Here is a 22,919-nt window from a genome sequence, read left to right as displayed (position 1 = left end):
GCGGAATCCCGGACTACACGCATTTTTCCATTGGCGGACCCGCGTGCTAAGGGGTCATTGGCACGCGGCCCCGGTGGCCAGCGAGGTTTTGTATGGCCCAGGACCGACCCGGACTCGAAGTTCAGATCCCCAAGCCGGGAGACGATCGACCACGGCTCACGCGGGTCGCGGTGATCACGCTGGTGGGTTTTGTCATCGGAGTCGCGTGGCCACGGCTGGCCGGAGTCAAGTTGGTTCCCAGCGCGCCCATCGACACCGAAGCCGCTGCACCGAGCGCGGACGATACGGAACCCGCGGCGCCGGCGTCCGCCCTAGCAGCGCCGCCTGCGGCCAAGCTGGCGCCCGCCGGTGGCACTCCAGAGCCCAAACCCGCAGACCCCGCCGACCAGCTCGACGTATCCGAGGCGAAGGTGACGAGCTGTCGCGACGCCAAGGGCGGTCGCAAGACCACCTGCGACGCGATCGACGTGGACGCGAGTGTTCGACCGAAGATCCTGACGCTCCTCGCGTGCCCCGCTGCCAAGGACCTGAAGGGCAAACTCTCCCTCGGCATCGAGCTCGATTTCGCCAGCGGCAAGGTCACGGAGCTGATCAAGGGCAAGAGCACGACGCTGCCGGACGCGACTGCCGACGCGCTGCTTGCCTGTGGGAAGAAGGAGTTTGCGTCCGTGTCTCTGGCCGACGTCAAACACCAGAGCGAGAAGTACACGCTGTTCTATCTCGTCGAGTTTGCTCCGCCGGCTGAGCAGGCCGCGAAAGACCCGAGTGCCGACGCCAACGTCACGCCGGCCAGCGGCCAGGCAACCGTCGGATGGGAGGTCGCGATCGTGCGCGATCAACCGAAGGACGGCGAGATCATCGCGCGCTTGATGCGCGGGACGAAGATCATCGTGAGCGGTCGCAACGGCGATTGGTATCGCATCAAGTACGACGCGAAGGGCGCCGAAGGGTGGGTCTTCCGAACCGCAATCGGCATGTAGCCGCGGGAGCGGCGCTTGCGCTCTCATTCACGAGTGCGTGGGCGCGGGGCGAGACGGCGCGGGCCGCCGCCGGCGTGGAGCTCACGCTCGCGACGGACGGATCGACCAAAGAACAAGAGCGTGCGCTCGCTCACGGACAGACCGACGCTGACGCCGAGGAGCTCGATCCGGGCCCGCTCGATCCGGCGATCTACTCCCGCGGTGCTGCCGGAGGAGGGTTGGCCGGGACCTTCGGTCGGGTATTCACCGAGCGCGTGGCGGACGGTTGGTACGGGCGACTGGAGCTCGAGGGGCTGGTCGCCGGGCGCTACGAAGGCGCAGGTGCCGTCGGGGGTGTGACATTGGGCGGCGAGCTCTGGCTCGCGGACGGCGCGAGCGGCGGTGGTCTGCCCTTCAGTTTTCTTCTGGGTTACCGCACGCCGGGGTTGATCGGCTGCCTGGGAGTCGGCGCGCTGATGTTCGAGCTCGACGAGGTCGACGGTGACCGCGGCTTTGGCATCTACGCCCCCTTCGCCTCGGCGCGTCTCGGGATCGAGCTCGGCGGTACGCGACTCTTGGCCGACGCGCGCGCCTTGTATCGCTGGCAGTGGGGGGCTCCGGACCGCGCTCAGCTGCAGGTCGGCCTGAGCATGGTGCATTTCATCGAGCGCCCGCTCAGCGCCCCGAAGCGTTCGCCCAAGCGGCATTAGCCTCCGCCATCTGGCGTGCTAGGTGTCGGGGGAGTGAGCGACGATTCCGAGGCCGAGCCGAAAGCTGCATTGCCATCCGCCGCCACGGGTGGTGCGCCGGTGGCGGACGACGTGGTCTTGCTCGGAAACCAATCGGCCGATGGCAAGAGCATTGGTGTGGTGCGCTTGCGTGACGGCAACGTCGAGGTCGGTAAGGTGCAGCCCCTCGAGGAGGGCAAACCCATCATCGGCGAGGTGGTGAAGCTGACTCCCCGCGCCGACGCGCCCCGGGTCTGTGACGTGGAGGTCGCGTACAAACCGCCGGCCATGTCGGCGGGCCCGAGCACGAAGGACGAGATGCCGACCGCGCGCACCACGAGCGGGCCACCCCAGGTTGCGACGGACGGGTACCGCCGTAACTGGGACGCCATCTGGGCTCGCAAAAAACCGGGTCCGCCCAGCTGACCCTCGCCTCGGCGCGTCAGAACGCGTCGACCAACACGCGGATCTTGGTCTTGGCGATGACGTAGGTCGCATCCACGCCTTCGGCTCGTGCGTAATAGATGCTCTGACCGCGCCAGGCGTCACCGCTGCCGATGCGCAGCGACTTGGGACGGTTGCCGGTGCGCTCGATGCGAACGACGACCTCTGGTTTCTCCAGGCCTTGACCCGTCTTGGCGGGCCCCAGCGTCACGGCAGCCTCTGCCCGAAGTGCGATCAGGGTGTCGGCGATCTCCGAGACACGTGCGGCGGGCAGGTCGATGCCCGAGCTTCGCACGAAGTGGTCGGCTCGTTTTTCGAGCACCAGCTTCTTGCCTTGGTGTTCGATTTCCACGCGTGTCACGTCGTCCGGCGTGACCATGAACACCGAGCGGTCGATGAGCCAGGTCCCGAGGGCTTCGAGCGCGCGTCGTGGGAAAATGAAGACGCCGGGCTCACCTTCGAGCTTGGCGAACGCGCCGCCCGTGGTCGAGGCGCCCACGATCAGCGAGTGGTGTTTCTCGCCCGCGTCTCCGCTGACGAAGCTGAGCAGCACACGAAGGTCAGGGCTCTCGAGGCCGAACGTCTTGTCGTCGTGATCGCTGACCCAGCGATCGGCGCTGAGTCCAGCAAGCTCGTCGACGGCGTTGGCAGCCAGGGCGGAGTCGTGGGTGTAACCCTTGGGTTCTTCGAGCAGCATCTGTCCCCCGGCTTCACGCCGGAGCTTCTGGTTCACTGCGCGCCCCCGCACCTCGAGCTGCCGGAAGTCCGAGGGAGCGAAATCGAAGATCTTCAAGCTCCGCACCAGTGTCGAGTCCGCAGCCAGCGCCCGCGCCGACTCGACGTCGACGTTGAGCACGATGCCGTCGCTCTGGCGGCGAACAGGCAGTTTCCCGCCGGCGTCGGGTTTGCCCAGCTCGAGCACCTCTTCCACGACCTTTTCGTCGCTCTCCGCGGGCGACCGGATGGTGATCTTGCCCTCTGGGGGGTCGAGGCCGAGCTCCGCGAGCTTGGCTCCGACCACGATTTCTCCGCGGGCGCGCACGATGGCGTTGATGCGTCGGTTACCCGTCTCGAGCTCGACCTGCGCTTTGACCGGGGAGCGCAGCACGAAGCCGGCATCCTTGCGCTCGAGGTCGAGCTTGCTGCCGCCGCGCACGATCAAGAGCGACTCGACCTCGTCCTTGCGCAGCGAGAACAACTCCGTGTCGACCAGCTCTGCGACGGGTGTATCGAGCCCCGGCAGGACCGATCTAGGCACACAGGCGGCGACCGGCTCCGGTTCGCGGCGCAGAGCCACGACGTCGTTCTCGCTCTTCGGGCAAACACCTCCGACCTCGATCACGCTCTTGGGGCGGCTGGTGTCCTTCGGGAACAAGGTCAGACGCACGTTCTTGCTGGCTGCCAGGGCGGCCTCGGCCTGTTTGACCTCGATGAAGTGTTCGGCCTTGGTGCGCGCAAATTGGGTCAGCACCTGATCGAACACGTCGCGGTTCACCCGCACGTCAGCCTGCATTCCGTCGAAGCGCCAGCGGTCTCGCCCGGCGCTCTTCAGCTTGCGATCCACACCGTCGGTGCCGGTGATCACCACGCGCTCGAGTTGGTTCGACGTGTAGGGGAGCATCTGGCGCCCGCGCAGCGTGCCGGCCTCGACGTCCAGCTCTTTCACCAGGTCTCGCCCCACGATGAAGACCCCGCTCTCCGGGCCACCCTGGGCGATGAGCTCGAGGTAACGCGAGCCGGGCGGCGACGCGGCCTCGTTGCCCATCCTGAGCTCGTAGCGCACCTTGCCCATCTCGACGCTGAGCACCGAGCCTGGGGCTTCGAGCCCGAACTCGGCGCGGTTCACCTCTTCGGGTTTGATGCGGCGCACGAAGCGAGCAAATTCGAGCGAACCGAGCAGTTTGTCGATGCCGTAGGCCTCCGCCTCCTCTTGCACCGGCTCGGTGATGTTCCACGTTGCGTCGCCCGCGTCGACACTCTGATCACGCACGAGGGTCAAGCGCTGCCCAGCTTTGGTCAGGCTGAGCCGGGTGATTTCTTCCTCGCGGAAGGCCGAGAGCAGGTTGAACGAGCGCGCCTCTTTCTCAGCGGTGGTCACCTTGCCTCGGGTCACCACAACGACCACTACGAGCGCGATCGCCAGGACGACGAGCCCCAGATTGACGGCCTGACCGCGGAGTGCCTTTGCCATCAGTCCCGATCCCCGGCGTCGTCGTCGTTGGGTGACGCATCGGGGCTCTTGCCGGCGCCGGCGCGCGACCGCTTCTCTTTCTGCCGTCGCCTGAGCAGCACGAACGTGCCGAGCAGAGCCGCCGAGAGCGGCATGTAGATGAGCACGTAGCGGAGCACGTCACCGAGGGAGTCTTCAGTCAACGCCAGCCCGACGTCGTGCCCCTGCTTCTCCGGCACACTCACCAGCGTCGGCCGCGCTGACAGCCACGAGAGTGCGCTCTCGAGGAACAGTCGATCACCGAGCAGGGTGGGTTCGCGCCAGTTTCTGCCCCAGGCGAGGTTGGCGCTCCCCACGAACACCGCCCGGGGTCCGTGTGGCGCGCTCGAGCCGTTGGGTTTCGGTAGCTCCACTGCGTAGGCAACGGTGAAGGGCCCGGCGGGATCGCTGCTCGACTTCTCCACCGGCTTGCCCTGATCGACGAAGGGGCGCACGTCCTTGAGCGCAAAGGCCTCTGCGCTGGTGGTGAGCAGCGCTTGCGCCGCGGAGCCGCTCGCCGCACGCAGACTCTGGGACGCGCTGAGCAACACCTTGAAACGGACCTCGTCCCCCTTGAGCAGGCCGGTCGTGATGCCGTGGGCCGAGGGTTTGGCGAAGAACGTCTCACCGAGTCCCTGCGGAAGCCGCGCCTCTTGGCTCTTTTCGATGATGAAGTCGTTGCCGAGCTCGATGCCCGCGGCCTTGCCGAGCACTTCGAGGCCGGTGCTCTGGATGCGATTGTCCTCGTCCAGCACCGGGTTCACGAGCACGAGCACGTTTCCGCCGCCGGTCAGGTAGCTCGCCAGCTGGCTGGCCACCTTCTCCGGCACCCGCACCTCCGGGCCGATCATCGCAACGACCTGGCACTCGCCGAGCTCCAGGCCGAGCTTGGTTGCAGCGAAATCCACAGCCACGACTTCGTAGTTGTTCTTCTGCAGCCGAAAGCGCAGCTCGGCGAGTCCTTGAGGTCCGCCGTCTTCGATGGAGATCTCTTGATGCCCCGTGGCGAAGCAGATCTTGGTCGTCTGCTTCTCGAGCACGTTGCGGATGCCCTCGGTCAGCGCTTGTTCGAGCTTCGGCCGGCTGCGCCCGTCCTGTTCGTCGTACGCGACCATGTCGTCGGTCGTGACGAACCAGTGGCGCTCACCGCGGGCAATGACCAGGCTCGCGTCGGTGACCACGCGGCCGTCTTCGGTCTTGCCGGCGACGATGCCGTACTTCTGCTGCAGCGCCAGAAACTCGGCTGGGCTGCGGTCGGGGTCCACGTAGCGGGCCGAGAGTTTGGTCGTCTCCGCGCCGTACGCTGTCAGGGTGTGACGCACGCTGACGGACAGCGGATCACTCGCGCTCAAGAACACGATGATCTGAACGGGCTCGGTGAGACCGTGCAGCGTCTCCACCGTGGCTTGGGACAAGGTGTAGAGCCCACCTTGGGTGAAGTCCCAGCGTTTGTAGAAGCGCGACACCAGCACGTTGCTGAGCACCGCGATCACCGCGGCCGCGAGCACCCCGGCGGCCGCGAGGGCCTTGAAGCTCGAGCTGAGCGCGGTGGGCGGAGGTTTGGCGGACGACGGCCGGCGTTTGCGGGTCGCGGGCTCGCCTGCGGGCGCTGTGGGGCGCTTTTTGGCCATCAGCCCCACCTCCACGAGTCGACCACCCTGATGGTGACGAACAGCGGCAGCACGACCAGCGTGGCGTCGAACACGAGGCGGCGCAGATCGACGATGCCCTTCGACATCTCGTCCATCTGCGACAGGACCGAGACGTGCGCCGAGAGCTCCCGCAGGGGGCCGGGGTCGAACACGTACTCACCGATGCCCAGGATGAACAGCCCGAAGATCACCAGCATGCTCAGCACGAAGGCCGTGAGCTGACTGCGGGTCATGGCGCTCATCAGGATGCCGACCGAGAGATAACCGGCGCCCACGCCGAACACACCGATGTAGCTCGAGCCGACCACACGCCAGTCGACCTGCCCGGTATTGCGCAGGATCAGGATGAAGAGCAGCGTCGGTGCCCACAGCGCGACATAGGTGGCGAGTGTGGCCAGGTACTTGCCGAACACCACGCCCGCGGGAGTGACTGGAGCGGTCAGCAGACTCTCGATGGTGCCGCTGCGCCGCTCTTCGGCGAACACCCGCATGGTGAGCGCGGGGCATACCAAGAGCAGTGACACCAGCAGGAAGATCGACTGGCCGAAGTAGGCCTGCACCGGTCCACTGTCGATGGAAGCGGCGCTCATGCTCGAGACGTGCACGACGATCGAATAGAAGCTGAGGCCCTGGATCAGCAGGAACACGACCATCAGCACCCACGCCAGCGGGGTGACCCAGAGCGACAGCATCTCGCGCCGGAAAATCGGGAGGGTGCCGCTCACGCCTGGTCCTCCTCCGCGTCCGCATCGACATCGACGTCTGGTTCCGCCGAGGTCAGCTCGGCGAACACGTCTTCGAGCGTAGCGCGCGTCGGGCCGGCCTCGCGCACGCCGAAGCCCGCGCTGGTGAGGCGCGCGACCGCCGCCTCGAGCACGTCGCCGACGTCCCGTGCCTCCTTGGCCAGACTGACCGTCAACCTGGAGAGACCCTCCTCGTCCCCGTCCCGGGTCTTCACTCGGCGGACTCCGGCCACGCCTTCGACGATGAGCCGAGATTTCTCCGGCTCCCCGCGGACCAGGAGCGTTGCGCCCGTTCCCCGGCGACGCGCACGCAGCTCGTCGATGCTGCCCTCGGCGATGAGTCGGCCACGATCGATGACGATGGCGCGATCGCAGGTGGTCTCCACCTCGCTCAAGATGTGCGTGGACAGCAAGATGGTGTGGTTCTCGCCCAGATCTCGGATCAGCCGGCGTACCTCGCGGATCTGGTTGGGATCGAGCCCAGCCGTCGGTTCGTCGAGGATGAGCAGGGGAGGATTGGCAACGAGCGCGTCCGCGAGCCCCACACGCTGCCGGTAACCCTTCGAGAGGTGCCCGATCACGGTGTCGGCCATCTCGGTGACCACTGCCTGGGTCATGGCCCTCTCGACAGCAGCCTTCCGCTCCGCGCGCGGCACCTTCTTCACCTGGGCGCGGAAGCTCAGATACTCGCGCACTCGCATCTCGAGGTAGAGCGGTGCCGACTCCGGCATGTAGCCGATGGAGCGGCGCGCCTCGAGGCTGTCCTCCGCGATGTCATGCCCAGCGATGCGCACGCTGCCGCTGGTTGCACCCAGGAACCCAACCAGGATCCGCATCGTGGTGCTCTTGCCGGCGCCGTTCGGGCCCAGGAAGCCGACGACCTCGCCCTTGCCTACGGAGAAGGAGACGTCGCGCACCGCGACGACCGTCCCGTAGTCCTTGGTGAGGCGCTCCACTTCGATCATGGATGGGGCGGAGATAGCACGGTTCGCCCGGGTCTTGGGGCAGGCTCTGCTACAAGGAAGACACGATGCCGAAACGCCGGAGGGTCTCCCTCGAAGATGAGACCACGGTCACCTGTCCGTACTGCTCGAGCAGCCAACTCTTGGTGGTCGACCCCGACACGACCGGGGAGCTCGTCCAGGACTGCGACGTCTGCTGCCATCCCTGGACGGTCATGATCTCGCGCGACGATGACGGCGTGCTCGACGTCAGTGTGACCCGCGCGTGAGCCGGTCAGAAGTCTCCATAGGCTCTCTGTAAGAGCGTGAGCCCGACGAGTACGGCCGTCTCCGCGCGCAAGACCCGGCCGCCGAAGCACAGCGCCACCGCGTCATGCCGGGTCAGGAGTGCGCGCTCCTCGTCGGTGAAGCCGCCCTCCGGGCCAACGGCCAGCGCGATCTCCCCAGAAACCGCCGCTGCGCCGTCGGTGTCGAGCTTGGTCAGCGAGCGGTCGTCCAGAAAAAATCGTCGCCTGGCGCCGGCGAAGCTGGCGTCCTCGAGTGCCGCTTCGAGCCGGATGGGCGCCCGCACTTCCGGCACACTCGCGCGTCTGCACTGGCGCGCGGCCCGCAGCGCTTGCCCTGGCCAGGCGTGAGCCTTTTCGTGAGCCAAGCCTGACTCTTGCACCGACCGCTCGGTCAACACCGGCACGACACACATCACGCCGAGCTCGGTCGCCTTCTGCACGACCTGCAGCATGCGTTGGCGTCCGAGCACTGCACACAAGAGCGTGATGTGGGCCGGCGATTCGGTCGAGCTCGGCATGAGCTCGTACACCAGAGCTTCCCCCCCTTCGTCCCCGAGCGTCGTCAGCGATGCACGAAAGAATGCGTTCTGCCGATCGACGATGGTGAACGCTTCTTTTGGGTTGATGCCTCGAAATCGGAGAGCCGCTGCGTGGGCTCGGTCGAGCCCGATGCGCTGACCAACCTCCAGTTGCTCAGCGTGTCGGAGCGGTGCGTTCACTCTGGAGGGGGGCAACCCGATGTCTCTTACTTCTTCTTGTCCTTGGCGCCCGCTGCCGCATACGAGGCCTGGCGCTGGTTCTGCGCGCTCTTTGCCTGCGCCTTCTCCTTGCTCTTCTGATCTTTGCCCTTTTGTTTCGCCTTCGGTGATTTGTCGCCCATGTGATCCTCCGTTCGGCGGAAGCACCGCCGAGGCGTCGAGAGGACTCCTCCCGCGTGGGAATAGCAAGCGGCCCCGGTCTTGGACGGGCAAAGCCGAGCGCGGTCTGGGCTCTCGATGCTCAGCCACCCAGGATGCGGGACACCGCGCGCTTGACCCACGAGAGCGGGTTGCACACGTCGGACACGGCCGGTGTGCCCGTCAGATCCTCGTAGCAGAGTCGAGGCGCCGGCCAGGCGAGCACGGCAACGACCAAAAAGAGTACGAGCAAGACCACGACCACATAGGCGGCGGGCGACTGTTCCGGATCCTTCGTCGACACTTCACCGAAACACTACCCGAGCCCCGGACCCGCGTGCGAGCCTTCGCGGGTGTCTCACCCGCGCGCAGCCTTCGCACATCGCGACTTCCGGCTGTACATCCTGGCGCGGTTTCTCACCATCGTCGGCGGGCAGATGCAGTCGGTGGCCGTCGGCTGGCAGGTCTACACCCTGACCGGTGACCCGCTGCATCTGGGTTGGGTTGGGCTCGCGCAGTTCCTGCCCATGATGCTGTTCGCGCTTCCGAGTGGCCATGTGGCCGACCGCTTCGAGCGTCGGCGTGTGCTGATGGCGTGCATGGGTGCAGGCGCGCTGGCGTCGTTGGGGCTCGCGTTGTCGTCTGCACGAAGCCCAAGCCTGCCACTGCTCTACAGCTTGTTGGTCGTGCTCGGCACGGCGCGCGCCTTCAACGGGCCCGCGGGCAGTGCGCTCTTGCCGACGCTGGTTCCCAAGGAGCTGGTCCCGAACGCCATCGCCTGGAGCTCGACCAACTGGCAGGTTGCTACCATCCTGGGGCCCGCCCTGGGAGGTGTGCTCTACGGCATCTTCGGCGCCGCATCGGTCTACGGATTTGCGGCGCTCACTTCGCTCGCCGGCCTCGCCTTGGTCAGCCGCGTCTCCGCGCGTTCCGTCGCAAAGGAGCCGCGGGCGCCGGGGCTGCAGACGGTGCTCGCGGGGCTCGTCTACGTGTGGCGACAGAAGCTCTTGCTCGGCGCGATCACCCTTGACCTGTTCGCGGTGCTGCTCGGCGGGGCGGTGGCGCTCTTGCCGGCGATCGCCAAGGACCTGTTGGCGGTCGGCCCGTCGGGGCTCGGGATCTTGCGTGGAGCGCCGGCCGTCGGCGCGACGGTGATGGCGCTCTGGCTCGCGTATCGACCCCTGAGACGACGGGTGGGCGCCATCATGCTGGTGGCGGTCGCAGTGTTTGGGCTCGCCACCGTGGCCTTGGGTTTGTCTCGGAGCTTCTCCCTCTCGCTCGCGGCGCTCGTGGTGCTCGGCGCCTCGGACATGGTCAGTGTGTTCGTGCGACAGAACCTGGTTCAGCTCGGCACTCCAGATCCCATGCGTGGGCGCGTGAGCGCGGTGAACCTGGTGTTCATTGGTGCGTCGAACGAGCTGGGCGAGCTGGAGTCAGGGCTCACCGCTGCTTGGCTCGGCGTGGTGCCCGCGGTGATTGCGGGTGGGGTGGGGACAGTCGTGGTGGTGGCCCTGTGTGCGCTCGCGTTTCCGGCCCTCCGACGAGTGGATCGACTGCAGGAGCTTGGGGTCGGGAGATAGCTTGGGCGTAAGTGAGGCTCAGCGCCGGCCCGCGGCGCGCTTCGGCAGCTGCGCGATGCGTGCTTCGGCGTCTCGGCGCAGCTTTCCGCAGACCAGATCGCAGAGCTCGAAGATCATCGGTTCGGTGATCGAATAACGCACCGACGCCCCGTCCCGTTCGCGATCGACCAGCCCCGCCTGCTTGAGAATCCCCAGCTGCTTGGAGGCATTGGCCTGTTTCATCTCGGCCGCCTCGACGATCTCCGTCACTGTCATCGAGCCCTGGCGCAAGAGCTGGAGGATCTGCAGGCGAGTTGGCTCACCGAGGACGGAGAAGATCCGCGCAACGCTGTCCAGGATGGGGCCTTCCAGCGCCGGCGAGCTGCGACGGGAGATTGACATATTACTGTTTAGCGATATGTTGTTGCCTTCATAAGGTAGTCGCCGTGGCAACGCGCCGCAACCTCCCTCGAGTCGACCCCATGATGTTCCCCAGGATCCTCTCCGTCGTTGTTGTCATCTCCGCGCTCGGCGCCGCGGGCTGCCGAGGTGGGTCCCCGCGCCCCACCGGTGCCGATCTCCCGCTCACGACGGTCGGGACGTCCCAGGTGCGGCGCGCCGAGAGCAGCGTGACCCAGCAGATCGTCGGCACGGTCCGCGCCCGAACCACCGCCAGCATTGCCCCCAACGTGATGGGCAGGGTGTCCGAGCTGAAGGTGACACTGGGCAGCAACGTGCGCGCGGGCGACGTCCTGGTTCGACTGAGCGCCGGAGAGATCGACGCCAAGGCGCGCCAGAGTGCCGCGCTGCTCGATCAGGCGAAGCTCGAACTGACCCGCGCCAAGAGCCTCGAGGCCAAACACGTGATCGCGCGCGCCGAGCTCGACGCCATCGCTTCTCGCCATCGTGTGGCGCTGGCTTCCCTGGGGGAGGCCCGGGTCATGCAGAGTTACACCGTGCTCCGCGCGCCCTTTTCGGGTGTTGTCACGGCCAAGCTCGCGAACGTCGGAGACCAGGCAATGCCTGGGCGCCCCCTCCTGATCTTGGAAGATCCAACTGCGCTACGTCTCGAGGGCGCGGTGCCCGAAGGGCTGGCGGCCGGCCTCGCTACTGGGCAAAAATTGACGGTCCGCGTGGAGGCCGCGAGCGCAGTGCTCACGGGCCGAATCGCGGAGATCAGCCCGAGCGCCGACGCAAATACGCGCACGGTGCTCGTGAAGCTGGATCTGGACCCGGCCAAGGAGCTGCGCCCGGGGCAGTTTGGGCGGGTGGAGCTGACCACCGGGCAACGCCGCTCGCTGGAGGTCCCGAAGAGCGCCGTCGTGCCACGTGGTCAGCTCGAGCTCGTCTTCGTGGCGGACAAGGGTCGCGCTCAGCTGCGCCTGGTTCGGACTGGTGCCGAGCACGGCGACCAGATCGACATCCTGAGCGGCCTCGATGCGGGCGAGTCGGTGATCGTGTCGAACGCGAGTCTGCTGAGTGACGGTCAACCGATCGAGGTCAAGTAGTGTCGAGCGAAGTCCAGAGCTCACGCGGCGGCCCCGCCGGTGTGCTGGCCCGAGCGTTCATCGGCTCCAAGCTCACGCCGCTCTTGGTCGTGGCGTCCGTCCTGCTCGGGTTGGTCGCGATTGCGCTCCTGCCACGCGAGGAGGAGCCCCAGATCAAGGTGCCGATGGTGGACGTGATGGTCGCCATGCCCGGCGCTGGCGCCAAAGAGGTAGAGAGCCGGGTTGCCTCGCCCATCGAACGACTGCTCTGGGAAATCCCCGGCGTGGAGTACGTATACACGACGAGCCAACCGGGCCGCGCGCTGGCGGTCGTGCGGTTTCGCGTTGGAGAGGACGTGGAGCGCTCGGTGGTCAAGCTGAACACCAAGCTCGCGGCCAACCAGGACCGCATCCCCAGCGGCGTGTCCCCGCCCCTGATCAAGGTGCGCTCGATCGACGACGTACCGATCCTGGCGCTGACTTTCCACGGTGCGGGTCACGATCACTTGACCCTGCGCCGGCTCGCCGCCGAGGTCACGGCGCAGATCAAGCGCATCCCCGAGGTGAGCGAGACGCAGCTACTCGGAGGGCTCAGGCGTCAGGTCAGGGTGGCGCTGGATCCGGCGCGGCTGTCGGCCCGTTCACTCGACGCGGCGGCCGTGGCGCGTGCGCTGCGCCAGGCCAACGATCAGACCACTGCCGGCTCGCTCACCACCGATGACCGCGACGTGGTGGTGCAGACTGGCGGGTTCTTCGCCAGCGCCGAGGACGTCGGTGCCGTCATGATTGGTGTGCACGAGGGCGCGGGCGTCTACGTCCGGGACGTCGCCCGGGTGACGGATGCCAGCGAGGACGCATCGCAGTACGTCTTTCACGGCAGCGGCGCGGCCAGAGCTGCGGACGCCAACGAACGACCCGCGGTCACACTCTCCGTGGCCAAACGCCCCGGAACCAACGCAACCCAGGTCGCCGCCGGTGTCTTGGCGCAGGTCGAAGCGCTGAAAGGCACCCTGATTCCGAGCAGCGTCGAGGTCAGCATCACGCGGCACTATGGCGAGACGGCGAACGAGAAGTCCAACGAGCTCTTGCTCCACATGGGCATTGCCATCGTCAGTGTCTCGCTCCTGATCTTGTTCATGCTGGGCTGGCGCGAGTCTCTGGTCGTCGCCGTGGCGATCCCGGCGACACTGGGCCTTACCCTGCTGGTCTTTCATCTGGCGGGCTACACGCTGAATCGGATCACGCTCTTCGCGCTGATCTTCTCGATTGGCATTTTGGTCGACGATGCAATCGTGGTCGTCGAGAACATCGTGCGGCACCGCGAGCTGCCGGAAAATCGCGGGCGAGCCCTGCGCGAGGTAGCCGTGGCCGCCGTCGCCGAGGTTGGAAATCCGACCATCCTGGCGACCCTGGCGGTGATCGCCGCGATCTTGCCAATGGCGTTCGTCGGCGGGCTGATGGGCCCTTACATGCGTCCGATCCCCATCGGCTCGACGGCCGCGATGGTATTCTCACTGCTCGTGGCGTTCATCGTCACACCCTGGGCTGCGACTCGGCTGCTCGGCAAGAGACCCTCTCACGCGGCGGCGGGGCACCACACCGAAGGGCGCCTCACGCGGGTGTATCGCCATTTGATGTCGCGCTTCGTGGGCCGTACGGCCTGGCGCTGGGGTTTTCTGCTCGCAATCGGTGCGCTCCTGGTGGGTGCGATGGCGTTCGTTCCCGCCGGCCTCGTGCGAGTGAAGATGCTGCCCTTCGACGACAAGAGTGAGCTGCAGCTGGTGCTGAACATGCCGGAGGGCAGCTCGCTGGAGCGCACCGCGCGCGCGACTCGCGAGATTGCCGCAGCGGTTCGCGGCGAGCCAGAGGTCACCGACTACCAGACCTACATCGGGACCGCTGCGCCCTTCAACTTCAACGGACTCGTGCGTCACTACTATCTGCGATCCGGCCCCAGCGTCGCCGACGTGCAGATCAACCTCCTGCCCAAACACGAGCGCGCGGTGCAGAGTCACGACTTTGCCAAACGCATCCGGCCGCGTGTGGCCGAGATTGCCGCGCGTTACGGCGCGCGCATCGCGGTCGCCGAGGTCCCACCCGGTCCGCCGGTGCTCCAGACCCTCGTGGCTGAGGTCTACGGGCCCGACTCGGCCTCTCGGCAGAAGCTGGCCGAGCAAGTGCGCGGGCTGTTCCGGCGTACGCCGGGTGTCGTCGACATCGACTGGTACGCCGAGGATCCTCACCCCAAGGATCGCCTGATTTTGGACAAAGAGAAGGCGGCGCTCCACGGCATTGGGTCCGACGCCCTGGCGGCCACGCTGCGGATCGCCGTCGCGGGGGAGAGCATCGGCCTCGTCCACACGCCGCACGAACAAGAAGACGTCCAGGTGCTGCTCGAGCTGCCGAGACACCAGCGCCCCGACACCGAGTCGCTGCTTGGGCTGCGCGTCGCGTCGGCCTCGGGCGCCCTGGTACCGCTCGGCGAGCTGGTGCGCGTCGAACACACCGTCGAGGACCAGAGCATCTATCACAAGAACCTGCTGCCGGTGGTCTACGTGACCGGTGACGTCGCGGGCGGTGCCGAGAGCTCGGCTTACGCGGTACTCGCGATGAACAAACAGCTCACGTTGCTCGACTCCGGCGACTACGGCGGCACGCCGGGGCGAGTGCAGGTCTTCAACCTGGCGCAGCCGACCCTGGGCACGGCGCCGGCGATCAAGTGGGATGGCGAGTGGCACGTGACGCTGGAGGTGTTCCGTGACCTGGGGCTGGCGTTCGTCGCAGTGTTGCTGCTCATCTATGCGCTCCTGGTCGGCTGGTTCCGGTCGTTCTCCACACCGCTGGTAGTGATGGCGGCGATCCCGTTTTCGTTGATCGGTATCTTGCCGGCGCACGCCGCGATGGGAGCCTTCTTCACGGCGACGAGCATGATCGGTTTCATGGCGGGCGCCGGCATCGTGGTGCGAAATTCCATCATCCTCGTCGACTTTGCCGAGGCGCGAATCGCGGAGGGCATGAGTGCGGAAGACGCGGTCGTCGAAGCGGGCGCGGTGCGATTCCGCCCCATGTTGCTGACAGCGTTTGCCGTCGTGCTGGGCGCGGCGGTCATCCTTTTCGATCCGATCTTTCAGGGCCTCGCCATTGCGCTGATGGCGGGGGAGATCGCCTCGCTGCTCGTGAGCCGTGCTGCCGTCCCAGTCCTGTACGCGATGGCGCACCGGATTCGGAGCCGTCGCCCGCGCTCCGATCACGCGCCCGGAGCGCGCTCAGTGGTCGTGGGAACGCCGGGACTCGAAGAGGGACACGCCTGACCGAGCTGCCAACCCCTGGTTGCAGCGGGAGGTGGCGGTCGGGTATGCGCAGCCACGTTCCGGCTGAGTTTTGCTTTCCATCACCTCCCGTCGGCCTTGGCCCGCGGCGTGCACCCTAGTGGAGGAATGCCTCGCTGGTGGCCCTGCCTCTCTGTGTTTGGTCCGGTCGTTCTGCTGCTCGGAGCCTGCAGCGGCGCTGACCCTGTCGCAGGCGAGCCCGAGCCGCCCGAGCCGTCCGCCGCGACCGATGGCGGCACGGCCGGCAAGACGGGGAGCGCGGACGCGGCCCCCACTGCGACGCCCGATGCCGGCGGCGACGCGAGCCCACCCGAGCCGACGTCGCAGGCACCCTGCGATGCGGGCCAGTGCTGGCAAGCCTCGTCGCTCTCGGGGTTGTGCGGCTCGTCCACGGTCAGCGAGGACTTCGGCAGCGGCAAGTACAACGTGCACCAATACGCGCTCGCTCTTCCTGCCGGTGTGATGGTGGACCTGAAGCTCGAGGCTAGCGCCGGCGCGTGGAACCCGGCCTTGATCGTGAACGGAGCGGACGGGACGACCTTGTTCGACGGAGCGCAGCCGGCCGTCGGCAAGGACCCACAGATCACCGCGCTGAGCTCCGGCAAAGGCCAGAGTGTCGCTCACGTGCAGCTGACGGCCAAGGCGGGCGCGGTCGTGAGTGTGTTCGTGACGGACTGGTACATCGTCGACGGTGGTTTCACCCCGAGCATGCCGTCGGATGCCAGCTACTCGCTGACCACGAAGGTGGACTGCGAGCCGCCCGGCCCTGGCACGCTGCTGAGCCCGCCGAACTTCGATGGCGACGACGTCGTCAACGGTTATTTCCTCTTGCCCGACTCCGTGCCGTCGGGCCTCTACACCCACAAGGCGGACGGCTGCTCGCGCGGCACCAAGCTGCTGATCGACAGCATCTACACGGTGGCGACCCACTGGAAACCGCTCTATCCCTCCCTCTCGCCCCTCTCCGTCATGGACATGAACGAGGGGCCCTGCAGCACGGTCGACCACGCCACCCACGACGACGGCACTCACGTGGACATCGTCGCCGGCTGCGCCACCGACATCTCTTGCGCCAACAAGGCCCCGAAGCTCGCCCTCGCGAAGCTGTTCGTCGACACCGGTGTTGCCTGGGGCATCTTGAACAACGACGTCGCCGTGCAGTCGGAGGTGAACGCCTACTTCGCGCAGAAGACCACCTACGCGCCTTGGAAGGGCACGTTCATGCGCAGCGTGACCGGGCACGTCAAACACTTCCACGTGCGTGTAAAACGACCGAACGGGTCGTGTGACTAGCCTCGACCCGAGCAGTCTTGCGACGCTCAGATCGCGATGGGCATGAGCGGCGAAAACCCACTTGAACTACCGGCGAGGCCGGCGGATGGGGGGTTGGGGCGCAGCCCCAACGTAAGTGTCCTAGAACACGAGCAGCGCAAGCTGATCGGTGTTCTAGGGTTTGTCACTCGCGGCGAGCCCCGCTCCCCGTGCCCGCCTGCTTCTCGACCGTTGCGCAGGCCGCGCTGCTCGGAGCGCTCTGGCTCAGCCCGTCGACGGCCTGAGCGCGGACACGATCTCCGTCGGTGCGCTCGCATCGAGCTCGCTGGCGCCGTGTTTGCGGCCGGCGTCGAACGGTGGGTCGTCGTCCATGCCAAAGAGCTCGCTCTCGAGCACGTCGCGGAACACCCGCAGCTTGGCGTCGTCGTACAGAATGAAACGCACCTCCTGGAGGCGCGAGCCGCCGAGTGACAGATACCATCGGAGGACCGCGGCCTGAGCTTGGGCGGCGGCCTCGAGCGTGACCCGCGCGGCGCCGGTGCCGAGGGCGGGCACTGCCAGGCTGCGCAAGCCGAGTCGCTCGGCCAAGAGCAGCGCTCGCTGCAGCGCGCGCCCGATGCACGACGCCTCCTCCCAGGCACTCACGGCGTGCAAGACGCGCCGGCAGTGCAGGCGACCGGGTCCGGTTGCCACACACGCGCCAAGCGGTTGCTCACCGTGTGAGAGCGCTTCCTCTTCCAGCTCGTCGCCGCCGGCAAGGCGCAGCGCTTCGCTCACCCCGGTGCGCATCACGAGCTGCCAGTTGGCGGAGCTCACGATGCCGTCGACCTGAGCGAGCGCAATGTTCGCCGCTTCGCTGACGACCCGCACGCTGCCGAGTGAGATGCTGCCATCGACGCGGCGGGCAGGGCGACACGCTGGCCGAGAGACACGAGCGAGGGAGCTGAAGGCCCGCCGCGCCTCGGTGATGTCGCTCAGCCTGACCTCTTTGTCCTTTTCCAGCATGCGCCCGAGCACGTGCTGGAAGTAGGCCTCTTCTGCGCTCTCGGGGCTCGGGCAGGTGGCCGTAAGCCTTGGGTCGAGCACGTCCTCGGTGCGGCTGAACGGCGGCACCCCGTAGCGAAGATCGTACAGCGTTGCCCCGAGCCCATACACGTCTGCGCGGCGATCGAGCGGCTCATGCCGCAGCGCCTCCGGTGGCATGAAACGCACTGTGCCCGCGCTGCCCGCCAGGTTCTTCTCCGAGATCTGCGTCTGCACCGCGATGCCGAAGTCGCCGAGCTTGATGTTGCCGTCGGCCGCGCCAAACAGATTCGAGGGTTTCAGATCTCGGTGCAAGATCCCGTGTTGGTGCGCGGCGTGGAGCCCGTGGGCGATCTGCGCGGCGGCGTCGCAGACGAACCAGAGCGGCAGCCCGAGACCGAGGCTCTCGCGGCGAGAGTGGTCCAGCTCGTTCATGTCGATCCCGTCGACATACTCCTGAACGATGTAAGGGATCTCGGCGTGGGTTCCGACGTCGAGGGCTCGCACCACGTTGGGGCTCGAGATGCGCGCCATCAGCCGAGCCTCGGTCACCATGCGCTTCTCGCGGTCCGCCGGTGAATCGCCGATCTCCGCGCGCAAGGTCTTGATGATGACGGGCGCCGCCATCACGACGTGCCGCGCCAGCCATACGTCCCCCATGCCGCCGCCGCCGAGCCTGCCCCACACCTCGTAGTCGCGGATCCGCTCCCCTGCACTCAGCATGCCGCGAGACTACCTCAGCCGGCGGGGCGTTCCACCCTGCGGAAGAGCCACCACGAACCCCGCTGTCCGACCAGGTGGATGCTCGGATCGGCGCTGAAGATCCCGGCCGGATTGCCGTAACGTCGGACCAGGAACCAGTCGAACCAGGCGCCGTTCTTGCGCACGTCGAACCAGTTGGGTTGCCACTCCCAGCGCTCCGGCACTTTTGGAGGAACGTTCGGACTGCCGTCCCGGTAGGCGATGGGATTGTGGTTCCAGCCAATGAAGTGGAACGAAAGCGCGCCGCCCTTCTCGGCTTGCACCCAGGCGGGCAGGTGGATGAAAGGCGTCACCGCGCGGGTCGAGCCATCGTGGTTGAACACCAGGTACGCGAGCCGGGGTGCCTTGGGGATCTCTCGGACGATCTCCTGAAAATCGCGCGTGTTCTGCTCGAACGCGTAATACTGCTGTGCGACATGGTAGCCCGTGCGGCCGCTGAACACCGCGAGTGCGACCACCAGCGGCAGGCGGTACCAGCCCGCCTTCGGCATGTCCGGAACCGCCGCGAACAAGATGAACAGCGCGGGAGTGACCTCGCGCGGGTAGACGTACCACCAGAGCCCGATGCGCATCGGCAGCACCAGGTAGGCAAACAGAAACCCGAGCGCGAACAGCGCCGGCAGCACGGTGACGGAAATACCCCACCACCACTCCCGGAACGAACGGCCGCGCAGCCGGCCCTGGAAGACGAACCAGAAGCTGGAAGAGAGGCCCAGCACCAGCGCCGCGGCGACGAAGTCGTTGAAGTACCCGCGCTCGAGCGCCCCCGCGGTGCCTCCGAAGCCGTCGACCAGATAACTCGGGATCTCGCCCATGCGTTCGGGTGACCACTTCAAGTTCGCGGCGACGTCGATGTGCGCCTGTTTCGGCATGAAGTGCCAGACGGCGTAGAGCAGGATGCTGGGAATCGTGGGCCACACCGCGGGCCACAGCCGGCGGGTGGCGGGCCAGACACAAATTGCCGTGCCGAACACCGCGAGCAGCGCGAACGGCAAGCGAAACAGGTGGGTGAAAAAGATGGCGATCAACCCGAGTGCGAGGCCTAGCTGCCGGCCGCGGGTGGGGCGGTCGACGATCAAGAGGGCGAAGCCGACGCACATTGCAAACAGCCCGATGGCGCCGACGAAGTTGAGGAAGCCCCAGTGGGTGAGGTGCATCCACACGGCTCCGAGCCCGAGCACGCCCCAGAGCGGGCTCTTCTTCATCCCGCTGAACAGGACCGAGAGACCGGCCGGCAAGAGTCCGAGCATGACGATGGCGGAGGCTTTGACCGCCACGTTCATGGGCAGCACCAGCGCGAACAGCGCGCCGATGGCGTACATCGACATGTACGGCACCTCGAACGGGTGCAGCGTGAACTGTTGCTGGAAGCCGAACGCGGGGTCCCAGTAGTGCCGGTAGATGCTGATGTCGCTGGCGTGGAACGGAAGATCCGTCATGGGCGGATAACGCACGACGCTGAACGGGTAGACCACGACGTAGATGCAAGCCCCGATGGCGACGAACGCGGCCATCGCGTTCAGTGGCCGCGCGCGGAGGCTCGCCCAGAGTCTCCCGAGCCTGAGTCGAGCGGAGCGGCGCCAGCCTACGGCCATTTTCCGCGGGCGAGCCTAGTGTCTAGAGTGGGTGTTTCCTAGCGGGTTCTCCCGCGTGCGCAGCGGTTCGCGGGCATCGAGCCGGGGTGGCCGCGCGTCTGCCACCCGAGCGTTCGGGCTAGACTGCGCTTTGGTGCTCCCGTCGAAGGCCATCGTCGTCGCGTGGGGGGCGCTCTTCTGCGCGCTGGGCTGCACTGACCCGACCGATGCAAAGAGCGGCCGCCCGCTGACCTTGGCGCTGGAGAAGCTCGAGGCTCCAGCGCCGTTCGACTCCCGAGCGGGCGGCGTCGTGCTCAATGTGACGGCGCGGGTCTCCGGCGTGCCAGCGGCGTGTGCCTCGGACTGCAGCGTGAGCGCGGTGTTCGAGCTCGTACAAGGCGGTGGCATTCCGGTGCGCAGGCTGAGCGACGAGCGCGCTCTGACCGGCGCCGGGAGTGTGGAGCTCAGCGTCGACTGGGACGGTTCGGACACGAGCGGTCGTCGGCTCGCTGACGACACCTTCGAGGCGCTCGTCACGCTGCGTGTGTCGAGCAAGAGTGGAGAAACCTTGGGCGAGCTCGCGCCGCCGCGGGGCAGACAGCTCCGTTACTGCGCGCCAGCGTCGGGCTGTGTGCCCGTGACCAGCTGTGCCTTCGCCGGCAGCGACGCTGCTCGCTGTGCACCGCACTTCACGCAGACGGACTACGTCTGCAACTTGATCGGCGGCTTTCTGGCGCTGCCTCCCATCTCATCCTGGAACTTCAGCGGCACGGACGACAAACCGCCGGTGCGCTTGCCCTTCGCGTTCGACGCAAACGATCGCTATGCGGCCAACGTGCCGGCGGGTGGAAATCCTGGCAATGCCGACAACCCAGTGGTCGCTGCGGCGGATCTCGGCTCACCGCTCGAGCACACGGACGGCAGCGGCAAACGTCGGTTGGTCTTTTTGTTCGGTGACACCCAACCAGTGCCGCTCGAGTCGTACCCCAAGGATCAAAATGGTGCCGTCTACCCGGGCGGCTCCCCGTTTGGGCAGCAACCCTCGAACGACGACTCGATGGCGTTCTCTGATCAGGCGGAGAGTGATCCGCCGACCGGCCCCGAGCGCTGCATCGACCTCGCTTTCGTACACGGCGGGCCCAGCTTGGACCCCGTGCACCAGCTTCCAGAGAGCAAGCTCATCGCTCCGGTGACGATGGACGGTCGTTTGACGGTGGACACCGCGACGGGCGCTACGACCGGGGCGCGGCTGGGCTCCTCGCGCGTTCCAGGTCCCGGCTTCAGCATCGACGGGCGCATGTTCGTGCTGGCCCCCACCAGCACTGACTCGAGCGTCGGCGTCTCGTGCGACGCGAGCAAACCTTGCCCCAACGGAGACCAGTGTGGGGCCAAGGGAGTGTGCCTCTACGGCGACTGCAGCGCCGCCGACGGCAGCACTCCGTGCTTCAAGCGTAGCGCGCCGGCCACGCTGGCGCTGAGCTCACCTGACGTGTCACTCCGTTCTCTGTTGCCGTCCGAGCTCGAGACATCCGGTGCGCTCGACGTGTACCGGCAGGGCGCTGACCTGGTCCCGCCCATCGCGTTTCACGTTCCGGACGCAACCCAGGTCTACGCCTGGGGACGCAGCGGCATCGTCGGCCACCCGAGTGATCTCGGCACGCCCCACGGTCGCGTCGAGTTGTTCTTCTGGAAACACGCCTTCGAGGGAGCACCGGGCGCAAAAAAGCTGAGCGCGCCCCGCTTCTTCTCCGGCTGTGACGACGAGCCGTCGGTGTGTGATGTTCCGCGCTTCAGCTCGCTCGAGAGCGAGGCTGTCCCCGTCTACCCGGAGGATCGCCTGACGGTGAACCAGACGTCGGTGATCTGGCTCCCGAGCTTCGGCCGCTTCATCATGATCTACGGCGGGCGACTGCCGGTCTGGACCCGAGATTTTCACCCGACCGTGACCGAAGAACGCGCGCTCGACCCTTACGCCGGGGTGTACCTCCGGAGCGCGCGCCATCCTTGGGGGCCCTGGTCCAACGCGGTGACCTTGTACAACCCGTATTGGTCGAACGTCGCGGGTTACTGCGAGCTGATGTTTCTGACCGCGAAACAAGCCGAGCTGCTCTCCGAACGCATCGAGCCGAGCTTTCCGGGCGCGTCGTGTGATCCCTCGGCCCTGGTGCAACAGGACCTCTCGCGCCCCGACGACTTTGGCGCCGAGTACGGCAGCGCCATCGTGCCGCGCTTCATCCAAGACGGCAGTGACGAGGTGACTTTCTACTGGTTGATGAGCACGTGGAACCCGTACCGAGTCGTCGTCATGCGGTCGGTGCTGTCGAAGAGCGCGGTCGCGGTCGAGTAGAGAAGAACGGTCGCCCCCGGCGTCGCCGCCCCAGCGCGGTGAGCAGGATCAACCAGGGCAAGCCGGCGGCTGTGCCCTTCGCGGAGGTCACTCCGCAACTGCCACAGCCTCCGCTGGGTGGCGGCGTCACACCAGGTGGACCAGGAGCGGGACGCGGCCCGTCGGCCTCGGGTGTGTTGCTCGTCGGAGCGACGGCGACGGCTTCGGGCGCCGCCGGCGCGGGTTCGACCGGCTCGACTGGCGTCGCGTCCGCCGCGCCCGCGTCGTTGATCGCAGCTACGGGCGCACCGCCCGACGTGGGCGCGCTGCCGGCACCCAGCCGTTTCACCCAGTCGCTGGGCAGTTGCTGGGTTCCGCCGCACAGGTGCGCGACGACCTCACCAGCGTCCAGGATGCGCGCGAACACCAGGTAGCGTTTGCCCGTCGTGAACATCGCGCCCTTCAGGCCACCGCCACTGACCCGAAGCTTGCGCGGCACCGAACCCTTGAACACACGCTCCACGGCCATGTCGACCAGCGTCTGATTTCCGGTGTCTTCGCGCACGGTCGCACGCCCCGTGAACACCAGCATGGCGCGTTCGAGCGACGACCCGAGCTGGGGCACGTCGCAGGAGGTGGCAGGTGCCGTGCGCGGCACGAACAGCAGCAGGGCGAAGAGCATCAAGCCAAGGAGAGGCGCCTTCATT

The 22,919-nt window shown here is 66.9% G+C and carries 19 protein-coding genes; 9 read left to right on the top strand and 10 right to left on the bottom strand.

The features are described from left to right. The first annotated feature begins 92 nt into the window (after positions 1-92). From IPI67_05450 to IPI67_05440, 3 genes are all read left to right on the top strand, one after another. Entirely contained in the window at positions 93-980 is an 888-nt protein-coding gene (locus tag IPI67_05450) for an SH3 domain-containing protein (protein ID MBK7579637.1), read from the top strand. 74 nt (positions 981-1,054) lie between these two features. After that, on the top strand, positions 1,055-1,669 hold the full coding sequence (locus IPI67_05445; GenBank protein MBK7579636.1) for a hypothetical protein: 615 nt from the start codon (positions 1,055-1,057) through the stop codon (positions 1,667-1,669). A gap of 33 nt (positions 1,670-1,702) precedes the next feature. Beyond that, positions 1,703-2,113: a hypothetical protein gene (locus IPI67_05440; protein MBK7579635.1), complete on the top strand. Its 411-nt coding sequence runs from the start codon at positions 1,703-1,705 to the stop codon at positions 2,111-2,113. A gap of 16 nt (positions 2,114-2,129) precedes the next feature. On the opposite strand, the gene IPI67_05435 is transcribed toward IPI67_05440, so the two are convergent. Genes IPI67_05435 through IPI67_05420 form a run of 4 tightly spaced genes read right to left on the bottom strand, consistent with a single transcriptional unit; the run spans position 2,130 to position 7,700 of the window. After that, positions 2,130-4,322: a DUF4340 domain-containing protein gene (locus tag IPI67_05435; protein ID MBK7579634.1), complete on the bottom strand. Its 2,193-nt coding sequence runs from the start codon at positions 4,320-4,322 to the stop codon at positions 2,130-2,132. After that, positions 4,322-5,971 (bottom strand): GldG family protein, encoded by a 1,650-nt coding sequence (locus tag IPI67_05430; protein ID MBK7579633.1) that lies wholly within the window; start codon positions 5,969-5,971, stop codon positions 4,322-4,324. Before IPI67_05430 ends, IPI67_05435 begins: the two co-directional genes overlap by 1 nt. After that, a complete protein-coding gene (locus IPI67_05425; protein MBK7579632.1) occupies positions 5,971-6,717 on the bottom strand; it encodes an ABC transporter permease subunit in 747 nt (248 codons plus the stop codon). Before IPI67_05425 ends, IPI67_05430 begins: the two co-directional genes overlap by 1 nt. Beyond that, a complete protein-coding gene (locus IPI67_05420; protein MBK7579631.1) occupies positions 6,714-7,700 on the bottom strand; it encodes an ATP-binding cassette domain-containing protein in 987 nt (328 codons plus the stop codon). Before IPI67_05420 ends, IPI67_05425 begins: the two co-directional genes overlap by 4 nt. A gap of 65 nt (positions 7,701-7,765) precedes the next feature. Between IPI67_05420 and IPI67_05415 the strand changes: the two genes are divergently transcribed. Further along, positions 7,766-7,966, top strand: a complete 201-nt coding sequence (locus IPI67_05415) for a CPXCG motif-containing cysteine-rich protein (protein ID MBK7579630.1) — start codon at positions 7,766-7,768, stop codon at positions 7,964-7,966. A 5-nt stretch (positions 7,967-7,971) separates the two neighbouring features. Here IPI67_05415 and IPI67_05410 read toward each other — a convergent pair whose 3' ends face one another. After that, positions 7,972-8,718 (bottom strand): 16S rRNA (uracil(1498)-N(3))-methyltransferase, encoded by a 747-nt coding sequence (locus tag IPI67_05410; GenBank protein MBK7579629.1) that lies wholly within the window; start codon positions 8,716-8,718, stop codon positions 7,972-7,974. A 265-nt stretch (positions 8,719-8,983) separates the two neighbouring features. Further along, positions 8,984-9,184: a hypothetical protein gene (locus IPI67_05405; GenBank protein MBK7579628.1), complete on the bottom strand. Its 201-nt coding sequence runs from the start codon at positions 9,182-9,184 to the stop codon at positions 8,984-8,986. Positions 9,185-9,233: 49 nt separating this feature from the next. Here IPI67_05405 and IPI67_05400 point away from each other — a divergent pair, with 49 nt between their 5' ends. Continuing rightward, the gene (locus IPI67_05400; protein ID MBK7579627.1) at positions 9,234-10,460 is read left to right on the top strand and encodes an MFS transporter; all 1,227 of its coding nucleotides are present in this window, start codon (positions 9,234-9,236) and stop codon (positions 10,458-10,460) included. An 18-nt stretch (positions 10,461-10,478) separates the two neighbouring features. On the opposite strand, the gene IPI67_05395 is transcribed toward IPI67_05400, so the two are convergent. After that, positions 10,479-10,841: a winged helix-turn-helix transcriptional regulator gene (locus IPI67_05395; protein ID MBK7579626.1), complete on the bottom strand. Its 363-nt coding sequence runs from the start codon at positions 10,839-10,841 to the stop codon at positions 10,479-10,481. A gap of 80 nt (positions 10,842-10,921) precedes the next feature. Here IPI67_05395 and IPI67_05390 point away from each other — a divergent pair, with 80 nt between their 5' ends. The 3 genes from IPI67_05390 to IPI67_05380 all read left to right on the top strand — a co-directional run bounded on the left by IPI67_05390 (position 10,922) and on the right by IPI67_05380 (position 16,548). Next, positions 10,922-11,947, top strand: a complete 1,026-nt coding sequence (locus IPI67_05390) for an efflux RND transporter periplasmic adaptor subunit (protein ID MBK7579625.1) — start codon at positions 10,922-10,924, stop codon at positions 11,945-11,947. Then, a complete protein-coding gene (locus IPI67_05385; protein ID MBK7579624.1) occupies positions 11,947-15,237 on the top strand; it encodes an efflux RND transporter permease subunit in 3,291 nt (1,096 codons plus the stop codon). The genes IPI67_05390 and IPI67_05385 overlap by 1 nt, the downstream gene beginning before the upstream one ends. Before the next feature lie 126 nt (positions 15,238-15,363). Further along, positions 15,364-16,548: a hypothetical protein gene (locus IPI67_05380; protein ID MBK7579623.1), complete on the top strand. Its 1,185-nt coding sequence runs from the start codon at positions 15,364-15,366 to the stop codon at positions 16,546-16,548. A gap of 243 nt (positions 16,549-16,791) precedes the next feature. Here IPI67_05380 and IPI67_05375 read toward each other — a convergent pair whose 3' ends face one another. Both IPI67_05375 and IPI67_05370 read right to left on the bottom strand, forming a co-directional pair. Then, the gene (locus IPI67_05375; protein ID MBK7579622.1) at positions 16,792-18,273 is read right to left on the bottom strand and encodes a serine/threonine-protein kinase; all 1,482 of its coding nucleotides are present in this window, start codon (positions 18,271-18,273) and stop codon (positions 16,792-16,794) included. A 14-nt stretch (positions 18,274-18,287) separates the two neighbouring features. Beyond that, on the bottom strand, positions 18,288-19,826 hold the full coding sequence (locus IPI67_05370; GenBank protein ID MBK7579621.1) for a hypothetical protein: 1,539 nt from the start codon (positions 19,824-19,826) through the stop codon (positions 18,288-18,290). 214 nt (positions 19,827-20,040) lie between these two features. Here IPI67_05370 and IPI67_05365 point away from each other — a divergent pair, with 214 nt between their 5' ends. Further along, positions 20,041-22,233, top strand: a complete 2,193-nt coding sequence (locus IPI67_05365) for a DUF4185 domain-containing protein (protein MBK7579620.1) — start codon at positions 20,041-20,043, stop codon at positions 22,231-22,233. Here IPI67_05365 and IPI67_05360 read toward each other — a convergent pair. Then, a complete protein-coding gene (locus IPI67_05360; protein MBK7579619.1) occupies positions 22,190-22,918 on the bottom strand; it encodes a hypothetical protein in 729 nt (242 codons plus the stop codon). The two genes, IPI67_05365 and IPI67_05360, sit on opposite strands and share 44 nt — an antisense overlap. Position 22,919 lies beyond the last annotated feature (1 nt).

This window comes from Myxococcales bacterium, from assembly GCA_016706225.1.
Lineage (GTDB): Bacteria > Myxococcota_A > Polyangia > Polyangiales > Polyangiaceae > JADJKB01.
Note: the sequence above shows the minus strand (reverse complement) of the source record. Positions and strands in the feature narration are given on the sequence as shown.